This window comes from Paraburkholderia sp. BL6669N2 (genome assembly GCF_003387275.1).
Classification (GTDB): domain Bacteria; phylum Pseudomonadota; class Gammaproteobacteria; order Burkholderiales; family Burkholderiaceae; genus Paraburkholderia.
Genome location: NZ_QUNA01000002.1, coordinates 1668571 through 1686620, shown reverse-complemented (window position 1 = coordinate 1686620; position 18050 = coordinate 1668571). Strand labels below are relative to the sequence as shown.

Genomic DNA, 18050 nt, shown 5'->3' with positions numbered 1-18050 from the left:
ACCGAGGAACCATGTTCAGTGGAGCCTGATGCCCAGCTTGCGTCAGTCGCCGCCGATGCGCAGGTGCTTTGCGCGGCGCGCCGTGTGCGGGCACGACGTTTTGCAACGAGGCGGTGCCTACGCGAGGGCGTCAGGTTCTTCCACTTCCTGCCTGGTCACGCAGCGTGAGCGCCGTGCGTCTGTTGATCGCGGCCATGGCGGTGGCGTGTGGCGCGGGGGCGGTATTCGGAATCGCCTATACGATCGTCGCGGCCTTGCTAATCAGACGTTTTTTCCGGCGCTCGGCGTGCGTGCCGAGCAGCTATCCGCCAGTCACCATCGTCAAACCGCTCTACGGCGACGAGCGGGGACTGCTCGCCAATCTTTCGAGCTTTTGCCACCAGGACTATCCCGGCCCGGTGCAGTTTCTGTTCGGCGTGAACGACCCGGCGGACCCGGCGCTACTCACGGTCGATGCCCTGCGGCGCCTGCATCCCGAAGCACACATCACCGTGGTCGCCGATGCGCGGCTGTATGGGCCGAACCGCAAGATCAGCAACATCCTGAACATGATGCCGCAAGCGCGATACGACGTACTGGTGTTTGCTGACAGCGATGTGAGCGTCGCACCCGACTACCTGGGCAAGGTCATCGGCGAGTTGCAGAAGCCGGGCGTCGGACTCGTCACGTGCATTTATTGCGGCAAACCCGACGCGGGTTTCTGGCCGCGCCTTTCGGCGAAAGCCACCAACTACCAGTTCCTTCCCGGCGTGGTAATCGCCCTCGAACTGGGCCTCGCGCGGCCATGTTTTGGACAGACCATCGCGATGCGACGCACGACGCTCGACAAGATCGGCGGCTTTGAGCAATTCGCCAGGCATCTGGCCGAGGATCATGCGATCGGTGAGGCGGTGCGGCTCGCCGGCGAAAAGGTGTCGATTCCGCCCTTCACGGTCGCGCATGCCTGTGTTGAAAGCAGTGCGCGCCAGCTGATCGCGCACGAACTGCGTTGGAGCCGCACGATCCGCCGTGTCGATCCACTCGGGTATCTAGGGTCGGTGCTCGTTCACCCGCTCGCATTCTCACTGTTTGCCGTGATGTTGTCCGGCGCCGCCGCGTGGTCGTGGCAACTCGTCCTCGCGACAATGGGCGCCAGGCTCGCGCTCGAGCTGGTGTCGGACCGCGTTTTGCGCCATGCACATCGCGATCTATGGCTGTCGCCGTTGTGGGATATCGTTTCCTTTGCGATATTCGTCGCGAGTTTCTGGTCGTCGCGTGTGACATGGCGCGGCTTCCGTTTCGAAGTGGACAGCGACGGCCTGTTGTCGTCCGTTCAGGACGAACGGGTAATCGATTGATGAAGCAAAAGCGATTCGCGCGCACAAGTTGGGCTATGCGGGAGGCGGGTTGCTTCAAAGTGCCGGCATCGCTGCTGCGGGTTCTGATGTGCAAATAGCCTTTACTGACCAACTGTTTGCTATAGGCGGGATGTCTTATCGAGCCGACGCGCGGACGTTCGTCGAAGAGCGCGTCTACGGGTCCACCTCCAGCGTTACGCCGGCGCATCGAAGCACGTGCAGGTAAGCGACCGTATCCCCGACGGCAGCGGCGGCCTGCTCCGCAAGCATCCGCATGTACGCTGACTTTTCGGCGCGCGCCATCATCGTCTCGAGCGCGTCCGAATCTGCGAACCCGTGAGCTGCCGCTGCCTCGAGTACGGCATCGAGAACGCGACGGGCCGCAACTCGGGCCGCAATCGGCGCCAGCGGAGCGCGATAGGTAAGAAAGCCTGCCATCAGCAAAAATTCGGTCGGGCTGATGTGCTTGCCATTACCAAGAGGAACACCGTCTGTATCGACTCGATCTTGCATCATGGTTCGTCTCCCGCTTTGCAGCAGCAAGCGCTGTGATTGCGCGAATCCGTGTCGCTATTGCCGCTGGCCGTTCCGTAGGGGATTCGACGACGGCCCGGTGCTGCGCGGCGCCGGACACCCTCTGATGTCTGGGGTGAGTCTCGGGCGGCGCAGAGATAGTCTAGTACAGGATGAATCGCCAATGCCGTCAAAAGCGGCTAGGATTGCCACAGCGTTGTCTTTTAAGTGTGTGTTTCGCTAAGCTGGGCATCGACACCGGGTTGATACGACCTTTCCAATTCCAACGTAATCACGCTGCGACGGCCGGCAGGTTAACAGGTAAATTTTTTGCCATGCCGACATCCCAAGTCGTAGTATTCTTGATCCGCCTCCTGCTCCCCAGCTTTAGCCGCTGCCTCACTACTTCGCGTCGACTGTCGTGCGGCTCTGAGAATATGATGGTGCGGCGAATCGCTGCACGCCAGTTCCCCCAAGGCTTACAGGAGACGAGAACGTCCAAAGCAACCGTGCAGTCATTGTCATCTTTTTGAAGGCTTCGAAACACTTGGCGAACATCGCTGAGGCCTGGCGAGTTCGTACGGGTGACCGATCCCGGCCACGCAGACTATTCTCTTCGAGGGCATTCATGAAAACGCTGTTTCTGCAGGCACCTTCATATGAAGGCTTCGACGGCGGAGCGGGCTCACGCTTCCAGACGAAGCGCGAGATTCGATCATTCTGGTACCCAACGTGGCTAGTCCAGCCCGCTGCGCTGATTGAGGATAGCCGCGTCGTGGATGCTCCCGCGGACGGCCTGTCGCTGGAAACGACACTCGATATTGCTCAGCAATACGAACTGGTCATCATTCACACAAGCTCCCCATCGTTCCAGACTGATGTTCAATTCGCAGAGCACTTAAAGCAGCGCAAGCCCTCAATCCTCATCGGGATGATCGGGGCAAAAGTCGCCGTGGATCCTCAGGGCTCGTTAGCCGCGAGCGGCGCACTCGACTTCGTGTGCCGTGAAGAATTCGACTTCACTTGCCGCGAGATCGCACAGGGCCTCCCGTTCGCATCGATTCTCGGTCTCAGCTATCGCCTGACCGACGGCAGGATCATGCACAACGAGGCCCGGCCGATTCTCGAAGACATGGACCAGTTACCGTTCGTCTCGCCGATCTATAAGCGCGACCTGACGCCTGAGAACTACTTCAGCGGCTATCTCAAGCATCCGTATCTGTCGCTCTACACTGGGCGAGGCTGCAAATCCAGGTGCACCTTTTGCCTCTGGCCGCATACGGTCGGGGGGCATCGCTACCGCACGCGTTCGGTCGAGAACGTCCTCGCAGAAGTGAAATGGATCAGGGACAACATGCCCGAAATCAGGGAGATCATGTTCGACGACGATACCTTTACGGATCTCAGACCGAGAGCCGAAGAGATCGCTCGTGGTCTTGGCAAGTTAGGGGTGACGTGGTCGTGCAACGCAAAGGCGAACGTGCCGTATTCAACCCTCAAGGTCATGAAAGAAAACGGGCTGCGGCTCCTGCTCGTCGGATACGAATCCGGCGACGACCAGATTCTCGTGAATGTCAAAAAGGGCCTGCGGACCGATATGGCTCGCCAGTTCAGTGACGATTGCCGCAAGCTCGGCATCAAGATCCACGGCACGTTCATTCTCGGGCTTCCCGGCGAGACGCGCGAAACGATCCAGAAGACGATCGAATACGCGAAAGAGATCAACCCCCACACGATTCAGGTTTCACTCGCTGCGCCCTATCCGGGAACCGTCCTTCATAAGCAGGCGGTTGAGAATGGATGGTTGAATGAAGGGAAGGTCATCGCCCTCATCAATTCGACTGGCACCCAAGCTTCCACTATCGGCTATCCGCATCTGTCGCGCGAAGAGATCTACCTTGGCGTTGAGGAATTCTACAAACGCTTTTATTTCAGACCGACAAAGATCTGGGAAATCGTCCGCGAGATGCTGATAAGTTGGGAGATGATGAAACGGCGCCTGCAGGAAGGCGTAGAGTTTTTCAGATATCTTCACTCGCGCAGGGCATGAAGCGCTGGCGCGCGGCGACAAGCGACGCCTCGACATTGGACCAACGTACTATCGTCGCGCAAGCATCACCCGATCAGCTACGCAGCTATCTTGCCGCCTAAGCCGACATTCCAGAGCGGGTCAGCGTAAAGCGCGTGTTTGTCAAAGCGGCAGCCGGCATCACGGGTGATGGAAAAACTGATGCGGACGCGGGTGGTCGTAACCAAATGACTCAGCAAGTCGGTTGAAAAGAGGGCGCCGCTTCATTCGGTTGCCGTTTTTTGTTCCTGCGCGGGAGCGAGGCATCAGCGATGTTGCCCCACCTTCTGCCGTTTTTCCAACACCCGCGCGTACCACGTCAGCGGGAAGCACATCGCGAAGTAGATCATCGCGACCATGCCGTAAATCGGGAACGGGCGGAATGCGGCGTTGGTGATCATGGTGCCGGTCTTGGTCAATTCGGTGAAGCCGATGATCGACGCGAGCGCGGTGCTTTTCACCACCTGCACGAGAAAACCGACCGTCGGCGCCACCGCGATTTTGCGCGCCTGCGGCCAAACGATATAGCGTAACTGCTGGCCGAACGTCATGCCGAGACTCGCGCCCGCGGCCCACTGGCCGCGCGGCACGGCTTCGACACAGCCGCGCCAGATATCGACCAGATACGCGCTCGTGTAGAGCGTCAAGGTGACGGTGGCGGCGACCCACGGCGACACATCGACACCGAGCAGCGGCAAGCCGAAAAACGCCAGAAAGAGCTGCATCAGCAGCGGCGTGCCCTGAAACACCTCCACATACAGCACGACGATCCGGCGCAGCCAGGCGATCGGCGACACGCGCATCGCGAGCAGAATCAGTCCGACAACGCCGCCGCCGACAAACGCGATCAGCGACAACAATACCGTCCAGCGCGCGGCAAGCAACAGATTGCGGGCGATGTCCCACAGCGTGAATTCGACCATGATCAGCGCTCCGTGGGCAGAGTGCGGGCGCCGCGCCACATCAGGCGATTGCGCCAGTTACGCGGCGCGCTCTCGTTGCCGCGCGCCGCACGGCCCGCGAACAGACCGCGGCCGAGCCGGTTGATGATTTGCCGCAATACGATCGACAGCACCAGATACGTCGCGGTGATGATCAGGTAGCTCTCGAACGAGCGGAAGTTGCGCGACTGGATGAAGTTGGCCGCGTAAGTCAGATCGGGCACGGAGATCTGCGAGACCACCGCCGAGCCGAGCATGACGATCAGCACCTGGCTCAGCAGCGCGGGAAACACATTGGCGATGGCCTGCGGCAGCACGATGAAGCGAAACACTTGCCGCCCATGCAGACCGAGCGCCTGCGCCGCCTGCACCTGGCCGCGCGAAATCGAATCGATGCCGGCGCGAACGATCTCGATGGCGTAAGCGCCGAGATTGACCGTCATGGCCAGAATCGCGGCCTGCACTTCATCGATATGAATGCCGAGACTCGGCAAGCCGAAGAACACAAAGAACAACTGCACGATGAACGGGGTGTTGCGGATCAATTCCACATAACTCGCCACCACCCAGCGCGCCCATTTCGGCCCGGCCACCGCCACGCTCGCGCCGGCAATGCCGACGATCCCGCCAAGCACGGTCGAGACCGCCGTCAGCCCCAAAGTCACGGCGACGCCGCGCGCGAGCATCCCCGCATAGAGGCCGAAGCCGCTGAAATCGAACGCATAGGTCATGGCGTGGCGCTCATCGTGAGGTCAAACTCCGGCGCGGACCACGCAGCGTGGTCCGCGCAAAAAGGTTCAGAGGTCGGCCGGCAGCGGCGCACGCAGCCACTTCTGCGAAATCGCGTTCATGGTGCCGTCCTTGCGGGCCTTGGCAATCGTTTCGTCGACCTTCTGCTTCAGACGCGGCTCGTTCTTGTTCAAACCGACGTGATCGGGCGAGCTGAACAGCGAGAATTTCTGCTCGGGATCGTTGGCCGGATGACGCGCGAGAATCGTGGCGCCGACGTCGTTGCCGACTACCATCAACTGTACCTGACCAGAAAGGAACGCCGAAATTGCGCCGTTAGGATCGTCGAATCTTTTTATGTTCGCCGTGGGCGGCGCGATCTTGGTCACGCTCAGGTCTTCCAGCGTGCCGCGCGCGACCGAAATGGATTTGCCGGCGAGGTCGGCGGCGTTCTTAACCGGCAGGGCTTTCGGGCCGAACACGGCGAGATAGTACGGCGCGTACGGTTGCGAGAAATCGATCACTTTTTCGCGTTCCGGCGTCTGGCCGACTGACAGCAGCATGTCCGCCTTGTGGTCGGCGAGATAGGCCATGCGGTTGTCGCCCGTCACCTGCACGAGTTCGACCTTGGCGTTGAGCGCCTTGCCGATCAGGTTGGCGACGTCGATGTCGTAGCCCATCGGCTTCATGTCCGGGCCGATCGAGCCGAACGGCGGATAGTCCTCGAACACGCCAATGCGTACCGTGCCCGATTTGGCGATGTTGTCGAGCGCGTCCGCATGCGCAGCCGAAGGCAACGCGCACAGCGCGCCGAGAGCGGTGAAGGCCAGCGTCGCGGCGAGCGTGGCGAACACGCGGCGGGTGCGGGTCGGGTGAGCGGGGCGGTGGTTCATGGTCTGTCCTCTGTCGAAAATGTCGGTATTGGAATGGGCGAGTTTGCGTGGGTCGGTGGCGTGCGGCTCAATGCGGCGCGCGGGCGGCGATCAGTTTGCACGCGTGCGGGGGCAATTCCGCGAGCACCGGTGTGCCGAGCGCGAGCCCCGGCGTTTCGCGCGGCGTGGTGGCGGCCGTCAACGTGAAGCCGGCGCAGTCGATGGTCGCTTCGAGCGACGCACCCACGTCGCGGATAAACGTTACGGTGCCTGCCAGCCGGTTCGGACCCGCCGCGTCGGAGGCCGCTTTCACGCACACGTCTTCCGGGCGGATCAGCAGACGGATATCGCTGCTCGACTCCGGCACGCGCGCCGGTTGCGCGACGCTGATGCGCCGGCCGCCCGGCAAGCTCACGACGCCTGCGCCGTCGTAGGTGACCGGCAGGATATTGCCGAGGCCGATGAAGTCGGCGACAAACTCGCTGACCGGATCGCGATAAATATCGAGCGGCTTGCCGACCTGGGCAATCCGGCCTTTTTCCATCACGACGATTTCGTCGGCCATTGTCATCGCTTCGCGCTGGTCGTGCGTGACCATGATCGTGGTGATGCCGAGGCGCTGCTGCAGCAGGCGGATTTCCACCTGCATTGCTTCACGCAGCTTGGCGTCGAGGGCGGAGAGCGGCTCGTCGAGCAGCAGCAGTTTCGGCTGCGAGGCGATCGCGCGCGCAATCGCCACGCGCTGGCGCTGGCCGCCGGAGAGTTGCGTGACGGGCCGGTTCGCCATGTGCGGCAACTGGATCAGTTCCAGCAATTCCGCCACGCGGCGGGTTTGCTGGTCCTTCGCGGTATTGCGCAACTTCAGCGGATACGCGATGTTCTGCGCAACCGTCATGTGCGGAAACAGCGCGAGCGACTGAAACACCATGCCGAAGTCGCGCTGGTTCGCGGGCAGTCGCGTGATGTCGCGTCCGGCGAAATGGATCGTGCCCGAGGTCGGCGTTTCCAACCCGGCGATCATGCGCAGCAGCGTGGTCTTGCCGCAGCCGGACGGACCGAGAAAGCACACCAGCTTGCCGTCGGGCACGCTCAGATCGACATTGTCGACGGCATGCGCCGCGCCGAAACGCCGGGTCACGGCCTGCAACGTTAAATGGGTCATCGAATGCTCCAGCAATCAAGCGCTACAAGCGCGTCCGTTCACAAGGCAACGCCTTCGTCGCCGATCAGCTTTTCGAGCAGCCAGATCAGCGCGAAGTCGATCGCGACGATGAACACGGCGAAACAGAACACGGTCGGATCGAGCGACGACACGGTGCGGCTGTAGAGCCACACCGGCAGCGTCATCGTATCGATGCCGTAGAGAAAGAACGTGACCGTGAATTCGTTGAACGAGATGATGAAGGCGAACAGCATACCGGCGAGAATGCCGGGACGCATCAGCGGCAGGATTACGTCGATAAGCGCACGGCTGGGACTCGCGCCCATCACGCAGGCGGCCTCTTCGAACTCAGGACCGATCGAGGCAACCGACGCCGCGCAATTCTTCACGGTGAACGGCAGCGCGAGAATCACGTGCGCGATGATCAGGCGAAACACGCCGAGTTCGACCGGCAGCACGTTGAACACCAGCAGCAGCGACAGGCCGAGCATCACGAGCGGATAGACGAGCGGCAACGCGACCAGTTGTTCGACCGCGGGCTTGCCGCGAAAGCGGTAGCGGCTCAGCGCATAAGCGGCGGGCACCGAGACCAGCGTGGCGATGACCATGGTAGACAGCGCGACGATCAGGCTCGTGCTCAAGGCGGCGCCCATCGAGAGCGAGTCGCTCGCGTCCGGCGACGCGAAGCTGTGCCACGCGGCGCGATACCAGTGCAGGCCGTAGGCGTGCGGCGGGAATTCGAGCGTGTCAGCGGCGCTGAACGACATGGTGATCATCGTGAGGATCGGCAGCGCAGCGAGGAACAGCACGATCGCCGCGAGCAGGGCGGTCGCCTTGCCTAACTGGCCGGGCATGACGGCCGTTAGTCGTGGTGAGCGTGGAGAGCGCGGCGAGCCCGGCATGCGCGAGGGAGCGGTTTGAACGGGCGTGCTCATGCGTGCGGCTCCTCGGCAAGTTTTTGCGTGCGGCGCACGAGGCGCTGCGACAGCGCCATCACCGTCAACGTGGCGATCATCAATACGACACCCGACGCGGAAGCCGCCGGCCAGTTCAGCAAGGGCGCGACCTGATCGTGGACCAGCACGGCGAGCATCGGCACGCGGCGTCCGCCGAGCAGCAGCGGCACGGCAAACGCGCTCGCGTTGTACGCGAACACGAGCAGCGCGCCGGATACGAGGCCGGGCATCGCCAAAGGCAATAGCACGTGACGCAGCGTTTGCCAGCGTGTCGCGCCGAGCGTGGCGGCAGCTTCTTCGTAGGAACTCGAGACCGCGCGCATCGCGCTCGAGAGCGGCAGCACGGCGAGCGGAAACGCCGTCTGGATCAGTCCGAGCAGCACGCCGTTTTCGCGGTACAGCCACATCAACGGACGTTGCACGAGGCCGCTGCCGAGCAGCGCGTGATTGAGCAGACCGGCCGGCCCGAGAATGATCAGCCAGCCATAGCCTTGCAGCAGCAGATTGACCAGCAGCGGCAGCAGCACGCCGGCAAGCAGAAGCCGCCTTGCAAGCCGCGACTTCGTGCGCGCCATCGCCAGTGCGACCGGAATCGCCAGCAGCACCGCGCAAATCATGCTCTGGAACGCGAGCTTCAATGTGAGCCACAACGACTTCAAGAAATAACCGTCGAGCAGGTCCGCGTAGTTTTGCAGCGTGAAGCCGTGCCACTCGTTGCCCTGCGTGCCGAAGCTCATGCGCAGCACGACCAGTGCCGCCGCGCCGAGGATGGCGAGAAACAGCAGGATCGGCGCGAGCAGCAGCCACGGCCGCGCCTTTGCCAGCGCGGTGGCGGCAGGCGTGTCCGGTCCGAGACCGGACGCACCCGCCGCCGGGTCCGAGGCCGGACCGGACGAAGTAACACGCCGCGAGAAGCGTGCAAGCATCGTCGTCATGCCGCGAAGATTTCGGTGTAACGCTTGATCCACGCCGGCTGCACCACGGCGAGCGCCTTGTCGTCGTGCAGCACGGCTTTCTCGGCGATCTGCTGCGGGCTCGGCACGAACGCCCGGCTTTCGGCGGGAATCACCGCTTTCGAATTCACCGGGCCGTTCAGCACGTCGGCGGCCATGCGGCCTTGCATGCCGGCGTCGAGCGAATGGTTGATGAAGGCGTGGATCAGATCGCTGTCACCCGGATGCGACTTGGGGATCACAGTGAACATCAGTTGTGTGGCGAAGCCTTCCTTCATGCCGTAGGTCACGCCCATCTTGTACTCGGGCTTGCGGATCTGGTCGGGGAAGAACGCCGGCGAATAGATGCCGCCGATATCGAGCGAGCCGGTGCGGAACAGATCGGCCACCTGGTTCGGATTCTCGCCGAGCGTCATCACGCGATCTTTCAACTGCATCAGTTTCTTGAAGCCCGGCTCGATGTTCTGCTGCGAGCCGCCGTTCATCTTCGCGGCGATGATCGCGAGGTCCACCGCTTCGGCCCACTCGGGCGGCGGCAGGAACAGGCGTCCGGCGTACTTGGGGTCCCACAATGCTTCGTACGATGCGGGCGCGGTCTTCACCGTCGATGTGTTGTAGATCAAGCCGTCCGACCACAGCAGATAGCCGACGCCGAAGCCGTTCGCGCCCGTGCGGTACTGCGGCGCGACGTCTTTCAGGTTCGGCAGTTTGTCCAGATCGGGCTTCATCAGCAAACCGGCGTCGCCGAGACCCGACGCGCCGACGCCGGCCAGGGTGATGACGTCGTAAGTCGGGCGATCGCCCGCGGCCTTGACCTTTGCGACCATGCCGGAGGTGCCGTCGGCGCGGTCGGCGATCACTTTGGCGCCGGTTTTCGCGGTGAAGGTGGCGGCGATATTGCGCAACGCGGCCGCGCCCGTGTCGTCCGACCAGGTCAAGAGGCGCAGCGTTTTGCCGCTGAAGTTGTGTTCCTGCGCGCGCAGGTTGATGAACGGCATGGGCAAGGTGGATGCCGCAAGTGCGGCGCCGAGCGTCTTGATGGCCTGCCTTCTACCCCGTTTGATCTCTTGCATGGCGGTCTCCTGTGTTGAACGCCTTGTTGCCCGATGATGCTGTGATTACCGCCGTCGCCTCGCTGATTGGCGTTGTCCGCCTGCGCTGCGTGTTGAAGCACTCTAGGTTTGTCAAAATCCCTCAACAAACGAAATATGCGCATGGACGGCATGACATAAGCTCATACGGAGGCGGTCGCGCAATTGCGATGGCGCGGACCCGTCAGGCGGCGGGAGTGCCGAGGCAGTAGCGCATGCGGGTTAACGTCCATGTTTCCTCGACGCTTTAAGCCCTTCAGGAGGTATGAGGAAAGCTCGGTTCTGGTGCGATCATGGGACGCGCGTTGCCCTGTGCCGGTGCATGGCAGCTTGCCGGGCCGCGCGGTTTGGCGGCGGCATGAGCCGAATGCATGAGGCGCGTGGCATGATCCTCGTGCGGAGATTTGTGATCGCGTATCCTGTAGGCCCGTGCGCGGCATTCGGGCGGCATGCGACGAGTCGCGCCGCCACGCTCACGCAATGACTTTTCCTGATCGTACTGGACACTCACGATGCGACGCCTACCGCCGCTGAACGCGCTGCAGATTTTCGAAACCGTGGCGCGGCATCGCAGTTTCACGCGCGCCGCCGATCACCTGTGCCTGACGCAAGGCGCGGTCAGCCGGCAAATCATCGCGCTCGAGGATTACTACAAGTTTCCGCTCTTCAAGCGCCATGCGAAAGGCCTGACGCTCACCGCCGAAGGGGAATTGCTGCTGCCGGCCGTCAAGGAAAGCTTCGCGCGCATCGAGGAGATTTCGCTGCGTCTCACACGGCAGCGCACCGATCTCGCGCTGAAAGTGCCGACCTGCGTGATGCGCTGGATGTTGCCGAAGATCATGCGCTTCCAGGCCGAGTATCCCGAGCTGCACGTGCAGATCACGACCACGTGGCAGCACGATGTCGATTTCCAGCTCGAACCGTTCGACGCCGCGATCATCTACGGTTCTTCGCCCGGCGCGGGCGTGCAGGCGGTGCCCTTGTTCGAGGAACGTCTGACGCCCGTTTGCGCGCCCGATCTGCTGAAAGACAAGCCGCTTGCCGAGGTGGCCGACCTCGCGCGCCATACGCTGCTGCATCCCACCCGCGATCATCGCGACTGGAAGATGTGGCTCGCCAAGGTAACCGAGATCGATGCCGCGAACGGCGCGGCGATCGACGCCGGGCACGGCCCGAGTTTCGATACGCTCGATATGGCGACCAACGCCGCGCTGCAAGGCTTCGGCGTGGCGATCAGCGACCTCGCGCTAATCGACGAGGACGTGGCGGCCAAGCGTCTGGTGCGGCCGTTCGATACGGTGCTCAAGACCGGTTGGCGCTATTACTTCGTTTATCCGGACTCGGTCGCGCATCAGCAGAAGCTGAATCTGTTCCGCGACTGGATCGCCGCGCACTGGGAAGAGTAGGCGGGCGGCGTGGGGCCGCCGGCGTGATGCTCTCTTTAACGATCAGGCCTTCACGCTCAAGGCGCGAACGACAGGAACAGATACGCCGCGAACAGCGACAGATGCACGGCGCCTTGAAGAATCGTCGTGCGGCCCGAGCTGAGCGTGAGCGTGCCGACGATCAACGTGAGAACGAGCAGCACGGTTTCCTTGCCGTCGATGCCGAGCACCAGCGGCTGCGCGGTATACAGGAAGACGCAGGCGACAGTCGGAATGGTCAGGCCGATACTGGCCAGCGCCGAGCCGAGCGCGAGATTCAGGCTGTTCTGCAGGCGGTCGGCGCGCGCCGCGCGCACGGCGGCCAGCCCTTCAGGCAGCAGCACCAGCGCGGCGATCACAATGCCGACCACGGCGGCCGGCGCGCCCGCATTCTTGACCGCGGTTTCGACCACCGGCGAGAGCACCTTCGCCAGCAACACCACCGCGACGAGGCACACCAGCAGCAGACCGCCGGCCGCGAGCGCCTGGCCGGCGCTCGGCGGCGCGGCGTGGACGTCCTCATCCGGCGTAGCAGCCAGGAAGTAATCGCGATGGCGCACGGTTTGCACGAACACGAACACGCCGTACAGCACCAGCGACGACACCCCGGCAAACGCCAACTGCGAAGGCGACAGGACCGGACCGACGCGGGTGGTCGTGTAGTTCGGCATGACCAGCGTCAGCACGGACAGGGACGCCAGCACAGCCAGTGCCGCAGCGGCGCCGCGGCTTTGAAAATCCTGCTCGCGATGGCGAATGCCGCCCACCAGCAGGCAAATCCCGACAATGCCATTGCAGACGATCATGACCGCGGCGAAAACAGTGTCGCGCGCGAGGGCGGCTTTCTCCGGACCGGATGTGAGCATGACCGAGACGATCAGTGCGACTTCGATCACAGTGACGGCCACCGCCAGCACCAGGGTGCCGAACGGTTCGCCGACGCGGTGCGCGACGACTTCCGCGTGATGCACGGCGGTGAAGACCGCCGCGCACAACGCCACGCCCACCAGCACGAGCAGCAGTCCATTGCCCGGCATGGCATACGAGATGCCGAGAACGATCCACGCGATAAATGGCGCGGCAATGGTCCAGCGAGGCAGAACGATTGCGGGCGTGGTCATTCGGGCTTCCTTTTAACGCTTGTCGGGAACGGCCCGGCGGGGCCGAATGGCTTCCGCCGTGGGCTTGAAGCGAGCGCGCATGTTCATGGAACTTCTAAGCAACACGGTCTAACGTATTAAATTATAAAGGATAATTGTTTATGCAAGAGGCTTTGTCGATTTTCAGGGCCGCATGACGACGGCGTCGTCCGGCGTGCACTAGCGCAAACGGCGACTGCTGGAGAAAGGGATCGTAGGTCACGCAGAATTGCGCGGATAACGCGTGGCGGGCGCTGGCTGGTGCGTGGTTAGCGCGGCGGCGATGGCGACCGGTATGCATTGAGGTTCCGCTGGCTGAACGCGGGATGCGGGGCGAAGCTCGGCGTGCCGAGCATATTACGGGTGCGCAAAGCCCGGCGAAACTGCGCGAAACCGCTCCGGTGCCGCCAATGCCCTGCGAGAAGGCATTGGCGTCCGGCTACATTGCTACAGCACGTTCACTCGATTACTGGCCGACCGGGCGAATGGTCAGCGCGTTCTTGACTGACGTCACGCCTGCCACGCCTTGAGCAGCCTGGGTGGCCAGATCGACCTGCGGTTGTTCGGGCACGGAGCCGGCCAGCGTCACTGCGCCGCCGCGTGCGCGTACGGTGATGTTTGCCACGCTCAGGCCTTTCGTCTTCGACAGGGCCGAACGGACCTTGCGTCCCAACGCGCGGTCGGCCGCTTTGGTCTGCTTGGCCGTCGGCGCTGCCGCTGCCGGGGCTGAGGCGTCGCTGCTCTGTGCATACACGTTGAGGGACGCGAGGACGATCAGCGCGCCGCCGATCATCTTGATTGCCGGGAATGCTTTCATTCAACTCTCTCCTATTGTCATGGGTACAACCGCCCCCGAATGAGGCAGTGCGCTACACCAGCAGGTACATCGGGATCAAAACTGAATGGAACGGTGCTGCGGACGTGCGAATGCTTTCTATCTGTGCTGATTCGGGCGGGCCGAAACACACGCGAGCCGGCAAAGGCTGTGCTGCAGGCCGGAAACACACGATACTCCAATTAGTGCCATGGTGATGCCGGCGCTGCACAGAAGTGAGGTTTTGGTACAACGAATGGGCCGATGAAAACTGGCCGATGGCGCGCAATCGCTGGAACCGAGGCGCGCATCGCGTCGTTGAGGGCTCGGGCGGTGGGCCGATCGCACGCATTTCATGCCGTCCGCATTTCTGTTCAGCTCCACGCCACGCGCTTTAAAAATAAGGCCTGACGCATGCGCAAACATCAACTCCCCATCGTGCCATTGTTTCGTGACGATTTACCGCTGGATACCGTCGAACTCGCGCGTTTCATGATCGGCAAATACCTCGTGCATGATTTGCCCGAAGGCCGCGTGAGCGGGCGAATCGTCGAAACCGAGGCGTATCCGCTTGGCGATTCGACCAGTCATGCATTCATGGGCCGTCGGCCGCATAACGGTTCGATGTTTCTCGCGCCGGGGCACGCGTATGTGCGGCTGACCTATGGGCTGTCGTACATGCTCAATATGTCCGCCGAAGCAGAGGAAGTCGGCGCCGGCATTCTGTTGCGCGCGATCGAGCCGCTCGAAGGCCTGCCGTTGATCGAAGCGCGGCGCCCCGGCGTGCCGCTGCGCGACCTCGCGCGCGGGCCCGGCCGGCTCACGATGGCGTTCGGCATCGGCCCTTCGTTCGACGGCTGGGATCTATGCTCGGGGCAGGGCTTGTGGATCGGCGTCATCGAGCGGGGCGAAGTGCCGGTCGGTGTGACGACGCGCATTGGCTTGTCGCGCGAAATGCATCAGCCGCTCAGATTCTTTGAACCCGGTAGCGCCTTTGTCAGCGGGCCGCGCAAGCTCCTGCTGCCCCAGTCCGCTGCGCCCAAAGGGGCGTAAATTTGCCCGGCAATGCCGCGTGAGATGGTAGAAGACGCCCGATCAGACGTAGTTTGCAAACTTCAGACACAAAGGGTTACGATCCCGACAATTATTACGCCAACGATGCGGTTTGAATCGGAGCTGACGGTAACTTCCGGACCATTTTTGCGATTCGAACAATTATCTATCTCACAATCAAGGGTTTTCCCTTGACGATCTGATGACTAGACTGGATTCACTCGCTTCTCACATGGTGTGGCAAGCGTCGCAAATAAAACCAGGTCTGGAGGTAAATCATCATGAAATCGCTTATCAAGGCAGTCGCCATTGCAGCCGTTCTCGCCGCTCCGATCGCTTCGTTCGCTCAAGCGAGCCAGCAACCGGTGACCCGCGCGGAAGTTCGCGCCGATCTGATCCGGGTTGAACAAGCGGGTTATAACCCGGGCGCGTCGAACGATCCGACTTATCCGGCGGACATTCAGGCTGCTGAACAGCGCGTCCAGGCGCAAAACCCGGCTGTTGCCCAGACGCAAGAACCGGTCGCCGATACCAGCGGCTACGGTGGCGCGAAGAGTGGTTCGTCGCAAGCCGGTGGCGTGGTTCAACCGACGTCGGGCCCGAGGTCGGTGTACTTCGGTAATTAAGCGAGGTAGGCGGGCAAGCGGATTCGGCGTTCAGTGGCCGGCTTGGCCGGCCGGGCGCCGAAGGACGCAGAGCCCTGCGGATCAATACAGCAGGGCTCCGACCAGCGTCTCGGTGTCTGAAAGTCGAAATTGAAACCGCAGCAAGCAATTCGAAGTTGAGAACAACAACGCGCGCGCCCAGTCACGGCGGGCACGACCGCGAACGTTAAATTGCTTGAGCGCGCCTCGCGCCAGCGGGGCCGAGAGCGCCACAAAAGCGCCGTGCCACGCGCGTCGCGCGTGTCGCGGCCAACCCATCAAGGAACCTCCGCTGCCGCAAGGTAGCTTCGCCCAACCGGTTGACCGATTGGGCTTTTTTGCGCGTCCGGTTCCGCAGCGTGGGCCGTGCGTCAGGGCCGCTCGCCGTGAATATAGAACTCGAGCTGTTGAATGGTGAACTGCTGTTCGGCGATGATGTTCTTCACCAGGTCGCCGATCGATACCATGCCGACCAGCCGGTCATTCTCGATCACCGGCAAGTGGCGCATGCGCCGCTCCGTCATCAGGGCCATGCAGTCGTCGGTGGTCTGATCGGGACGCACGAAGCGCACCGCCTTGCTCATGATGTCGCGCACCGGCGTGGCCTTCGACGAACGGTCCATCAGCACGACCTTGCGCGCGTAATCGCGCTCCGTGACGATTCCGGCGATGCTGTCGCCGTCTGTCACGACCAGCGCGCCGATGCCCTTTTCGGCCATCAGCTTGATTGCCTCATAGACCGAATCGTCGGCCCCGACAGTAAAAACGGTGGTGTTGTTCGGTTTCGTTTTAAGAAGCTGTGCGACGCTTGTCATGGAGCGGCTCCGTTTCGCAGTGCAGCACGCCGGCGCGGCGCGCTGTCGTGAGGGACAGGCCATTCCAGTATAGGCGTGACGCGGCACCGAGGTACTTCGGGAATACCTGTGGCGCGGCGGCCGTTTAACTCGAGTAGCGTCGCGACGCGACGGCGGTTCCGTGCTCCATGCAAGGGCATGCGGGTGCCCGACGCCGATTAGCGGTAAACTCCCAGTCCGTATCTTATTCCCGGTTTGATCGGGTTCATGTCAGCACCATTGTCTAACGCCATGCTCACGTCTCACGATCCGTCGCCCGCAGTAGACGGCGCACCCAACGGCGAATGCGTCATTCTCGACGCCACCGCCACGCTGCCCACGCGCTACGGCACGTTCACTTCCTACGTGTTCCGCGTATGCGAAAGCGGCGCCGAACATCTCGCGCTCGTGATGGGCGACGTCGCCAACCAGTCGTCCGTGTTGACGCGCCTGCATTCCGAATGCCTCACCGGCGACGTGCTCGGCTCGTACCGCTGCGACTGCGGCGAGCAGCTCGACCTCGCGCTGCGCTACATCGCGGCGGAAGGCTGCGGCGTGCTGCTGTATCTGCGCGGCCACGAAGGGCGCGGCATTGGCCTGTCGAACAAGATTCGCGCATACGCGCTGCAGGAGCAAGGGCGTGACACGGTCGAAGCCAATCTCGATCTCGGCTTGCCGGACGACTCGCGCGAATACGATTCGGCAGCGGGCATTCTGCGCACGCTGAAGGTCACGTCGGTGCGTCTGATGAGCAACAATCCGGAGAAGTTCGACACGCTGTCCAAGCACGGCATTCCGGTGTGCGAGCGGGTCGCGCTGGCGATTCCGATGCGCGAGGAAAACGAGCGCTATATCCGCACCAAGCAGGTGAAGTTCGGTCACTACTTCGACGAAAACGAGTAGCGCGAATCCGGAATCGGTCTGCGGTCTCTCAAGGCGAGCCAAAACAGTCCGCAAGCGGTTGAAAATGAAACGGAAAGTGTCCGTGCTGGCCGCTCCGGCCGGCACATCGACGCTCGTCTCCGTGTGTCTGAACTTGCAACGTAGGCGTAGGTTTTCCCCGCGTTGCCAAGGAAAACTACGCCGCGTGCCGCAGCCAACCTGCCAGCGGCGATCACATGACCTTTGATGGATTTCCCGGACTGCGCTTGCAAGCGCCTACGAACCGGAAATCGTGAACGTATCGCTGCAATTTTCGCTATGGAGAACACGGAGATTACGGAAGAAATCGAAAATCGCACAGGATCCTAATCGCCCGCGCTTCCCTGCAACGCGTTGATCCGCTCACGATCTTCCACGCGCCACCCGCACACCGCTAGAAACGCCTGGTTATCCGAACGAAATAGCCGAGGCAGTCCTCGGTCATTTCCAGCCTGGAATCATTGGTATCTCTAACCAACCAGCCTACGACAGAGAACGGCGCGTGTGGTTCACGAAACTGTCACATCACCCGGAAAAGATTGCCGCAACATATCCGGAGTGCGAAGTTTCTACGGCAGGCGAGCCGATTCCAGTGAACGT

General features: G+C 62.2%; 17 protein-coding genes. 6 read left to right on the top strand and 11 right to left on the bottom strand.

Going from position 1 to position 18050, the window contains the following annotated elements:
- Positions 1-194: 194 nt before the first annotated feature.
- Complete coding sequence (gene hpnI / locus B0G80_RS30050) at positions 195-1337, top strand: bacteriohopanetetrol glucosamine biosynthesis glycosyltransferase HpnI (RefSeq protein ID WP_181920205.1); 1143 nt, start codon at positions 195-197, stop codon at positions 1335-1337.
- 174 nt (positions 1338-1511) lie between these two features.
- Here the strand turns inward: hpnI and B0G80_RS30045 are convergent, their stop codons facing one another.
- On the bottom strand, positions 1512-1880 hold the full coding sequence (locus B0G80_RS30045; RefSeq protein WP_258879073.1) for a hypothetical protein: 369 nt from the start codon (positions 1878-1880) through the stop codon (positions 1512-1514).
- 598 nt (positions 1881-2478) lie between these two features.
- Here B0G80_RS30045 and hpnJ point away from each other — a divergent pair.
- Positions 2479-3900 carry a hopanoid biosynthesis associated radical SAM protein HpnJ gene (gene hpnJ, locus B0G80_RS30040; protein ID WP_116121586.1) on the top strand — a complete coding sequence of 474 codons (1422 nt, stop codon included), beginning with the start codon at positions 2479-2481 and terminating at the stop codon, positions 3898-3900.
- 284 nt (positions 3901-4184) lie between these two features.
- On the opposite strand, the gene B0G80_RS30035 is transcribed toward hpnJ, so the two are convergent.
- From B0G80_RS30035 to B0G80_RS30005, 7 genes are all read right to left on the bottom strand, one after another.
- On the bottom strand, positions 4185-4841 hold the full coding sequence (locus B0G80_RS30035) for an amino acid ABC transporter permease (RefSeq protein WP_116121585.1): 657 nt from the start codon (positions 4839-4841) through the stop codon (positions 4185-4187).
- A 2-nt stretch (positions 4842-4843) separates the two neighbouring features.
- On the bottom strand, positions 4844-5590 hold the full coding sequence (locus tag B0G80_RS30030) for an amino acid ABC transporter permease (protein WP_116121584.1): 747 nt from the start codon (positions 5588-5590) through the stop codon (positions 4844-4846).
- A gap of 66 nt (positions 5591-5656) precedes the next feature.
- Positions 5657-6481, bottom strand: a complete 825-nt coding sequence (locus B0G80_RS30025; RefSeq protein WP_116121583.1) for a transporter substrate-binding domain-containing protein — start codon at positions 6479-6481, stop codon at positions 5657-5659.
- A 67-nt stretch (positions 6482-6548) separates the two neighbouring features.
- Complete coding sequence (locus tag B0G80_RS30020; protein WP_116121582.1) at positions 6549-7622, bottom strand: ABC transporter ATP-binding protein; 1074 nt, start codon at positions 7620-7622, stop codon at positions 6549-6551.
- A gap of 38 nt (positions 7623-7660) precedes the next feature.
- Positions 7661-8557: an ABC transporter permease gene (locus tag B0G80_RS30015; RefSeq protein WP_116121581.1), complete on the bottom strand. Its 897-nt coding sequence runs from the start codon at positions 8555-8557 to the stop codon at positions 7661-7663.
- A complete protein-coding gene (locus B0G80_RS30010) occupies positions 8554-9513 on the bottom strand; it encodes an ABC transporter permease (protein ID WP_116121580.1) in 960 nt (319 codons plus the stop codon). The genes B0G80_RS30015 and B0G80_RS30010 overlap by 4 nt, the downstream gene beginning before the upstream one ends.
- Complete coding sequence (locus tag B0G80_RS30005) at positions 9510-10604, bottom strand: PotD/PotF family extracellular solute-binding protein (protein ID WP_116121579.1); 1095 nt, start codon at positions 10602-10604, stop codon at positions 9510-9512. The genes B0G80_RS30010 and B0G80_RS30005 overlap by 4 nt, the downstream gene beginning before the upstream one ends.
- Positions 10605-11134: 530 nt before the next feature.
- On the opposite strand from B0G80_RS30005, the gene B0G80_RS30000 reads away from it, so the two are divergent.
- Positions 11135-12028 (top strand): LysR substrate-binding domain-containing protein, encoded by an 894-nt coding sequence (locus tag B0G80_RS30000; protein ID WP_106277814.1) that lies wholly within the window; start codon positions 11135-11137, stop codon positions 12026-12028.
- A 56-nt stretch (positions 12029-12084) separates the two neighbouring features.
- Here B0G80_RS30000 and B0G80_RS29995 read toward each other — a convergent pair whose 3' ends face one another.
- Together B0G80_RS29995 and B0G80_RS29990 are read right to left on the bottom strand one after the other, a co-directional pair.
- Positions 12085-13167, bottom strand: coding sequence for a calcium:proton antiporter (locus B0G80_RS29995; protein ID WP_116121578.1), 1083 nt, complete (start codon positions 13165-13167; stop codon positions 12085-12087).
- A gap of 484 nt (positions 13168-13651) precedes the next feature.
- Entirely contained in the window at positions 13652-14002 is a 351-nt protein-coding gene (locus B0G80_RS29990; protein ID WP_106277811.1) for a BON domain-containing protein, read from the bottom strand.
- A gap of 411 nt (positions 14003-14413) precedes the next feature.
- Between B0G80_RS29990 and B0G80_RS29985 the strand changes: the two genes are divergently transcribed.
- Positions 14414-15052, top strand: a complete 639-nt coding sequence (locus B0G80_RS29985) for a DNA-3-methyladenine glycosylase (protein ID WP_116121577.1) — start codon at positions 14414-14416, stop codon at positions 15050-15052.
- 281 nt (positions 15053-15333) lie between these two features.
- Complete coding sequence (locus B0G80_RS29980) at positions 15334-15678, top strand: DUF4148 domain-containing protein (RefSeq protein WP_116121576.1); 345 nt, start codon at positions 15334-15336, stop codon at positions 15676-15678.
- Positions 15679-16067: 389 nt separating this feature from the next.
- On the opposite strand, the gene B0G80_RS29970 is transcribed toward B0G80_RS29980, so the two are convergent.
- Positions 16068-16511: a CBS domain-containing protein gene (locus B0G80_RS29970; protein WP_012426849.1), complete on the bottom strand. Its 444-nt coding sequence runs from the start codon at positions 16509-16511 to the stop codon at positions 16068-16070.
- Positions 16512-16781: 270 nt separating this feature from the next.
- Between B0G80_RS29970 and ribA the strand changes: the two genes are divergently transcribed.
- Positions 16782-17432 carry a GTP cyclohydrolase II gene (ribA, locus tag B0G80_RS29965; RefSeq protein ID WP_116121574.1) on the top strand — a complete coding sequence of 217 codons (651 nt, stop codon included), beginning with the start codon at positions 16782-16784 and terminating at the stop codon, positions 17430-17432.
- The last annotated feature ends 618 nt before the right edge of the window (positions 17433-18050 follow it).

What these genes read in the sequence shown, in the direction of transcription:
- hpnI (WP_181920205.1), top strand. Translation starts at nt 195, where the DNA reads ATGGCGGTGGCGTGTGGCGCGGGGGCGGTATTCGGAATCGCCTATACG.
- hpnJ (WP_116121586.1), top strand. Translation starts at nt 2,479, where the DNA reads ATGAAAACGCTGTTTCTGCAGGCACCTTCATATGAAGGCTTCGACGGC.
- B0G80_RS30035 (WP_116121585.1), bottom strand. Translation starts at nt 4,841, where the DNA reads ATGGTCGAATTCACGCTGTGGGACATCGCCCGCAATCTGTTGCTTGCC.
- B0G80_RS30030 (WP_116121584.1), bottom strand. Translation starts at nt 5,590, where the DNA reads ATGACCTATGCGTTCGATTTCAGCGGCTTCGGCCTCTATGCGGGGATG.
- B0G80_RS30025 (WP_116121583.1), bottom strand. Translation starts at nt 6,481, where the DNA reads ATGAACCACCGCCCCGCTCACCCGACCCGCACCCGCCGCGTGTTCGCC.
- B0G80_RS30020 (WP_116121582.1), bottom strand. Translation starts at nt 7,622, where the DNA reads ATGACCCATTTAACGTTGCAGGCCGTGACCCGGCGTTTCGGCGCGGCG.
- B0G80_RS30015 (WP_116121581.1), bottom strand. Translation starts at nt 8,557, where the DNA reads ATGAGCACGCCCGTTCAAACCGCTCCCTCGCGCATGCCGGGCTCGCCG.
- B0G80_RS30010 (WP_116121580.1), bottom strand. Translation starts at nt 9,513, where the DNA reads ATGACGACGATGCTTGCACGCTTCTCGCGGCGTGTTACTTCGTCCGGT.
- B0G80_RS30005 (WP_116121579.1), bottom strand. Translation starts at nt 10,604, where the DNA reads ATGCAAGAGATCAAACGGGGTAGAAGGCAGGCCATCAAGACGCTCGGC.
- B0G80_RS30000 (WP_106277814.1), top strand. Translation starts at nt 11,135, where the DNA reads ATGCGACGCCTACCGCCGCTGAACGCGCTGCAGATTTTCGAAACCGTG.
- B0G80_RS29995 (WP_116121578.1), bottom strand. Translation starts at nt 13,167, where the DNA reads ATGACCACGCCCGCAATCGTTCTGCCTCGCTGGACCATTGCCGCGCCA.
- B0G80_RS29990 (WP_106277811.1), bottom strand. Translation starts at nt 14,002, where the DNA reads ATGAAAGCATTCCCGGCAATCAAGATGATCGGCGGCGCGCTGATCGTC.
- B0G80_RS29985 (WP_116121577.1), top strand. Translation starts at nt 14,414, where the DNA reads ATGCGCAAACATCAACTCCCCATCGTGCCATTGTTTCGTGACGATTTA.
- B0G80_RS29980 (WP_116121576.1), top strand. Translation starts at nt 15,334, where the DNA reads ATGAAATCGCTTATCAAGGCAGTCGCCATTGCAGCCGTTCTCGCCGCT.
- B0G80_RS29970 (WP_012426849.1), bottom strand. Translation starts at nt 16,511, where the DNA reads ATGACAAGCGTCGCACAGCTTCTTAAAACGAAACCGAACAACACCACC.
- ribA (WP_116121574.1), top strand. Translation starts at nt 16,782, where the DNA reads ATGCTCACGTCTCACGATCCGTCGCCCGCAGTAGACGGCGCACCCAAC.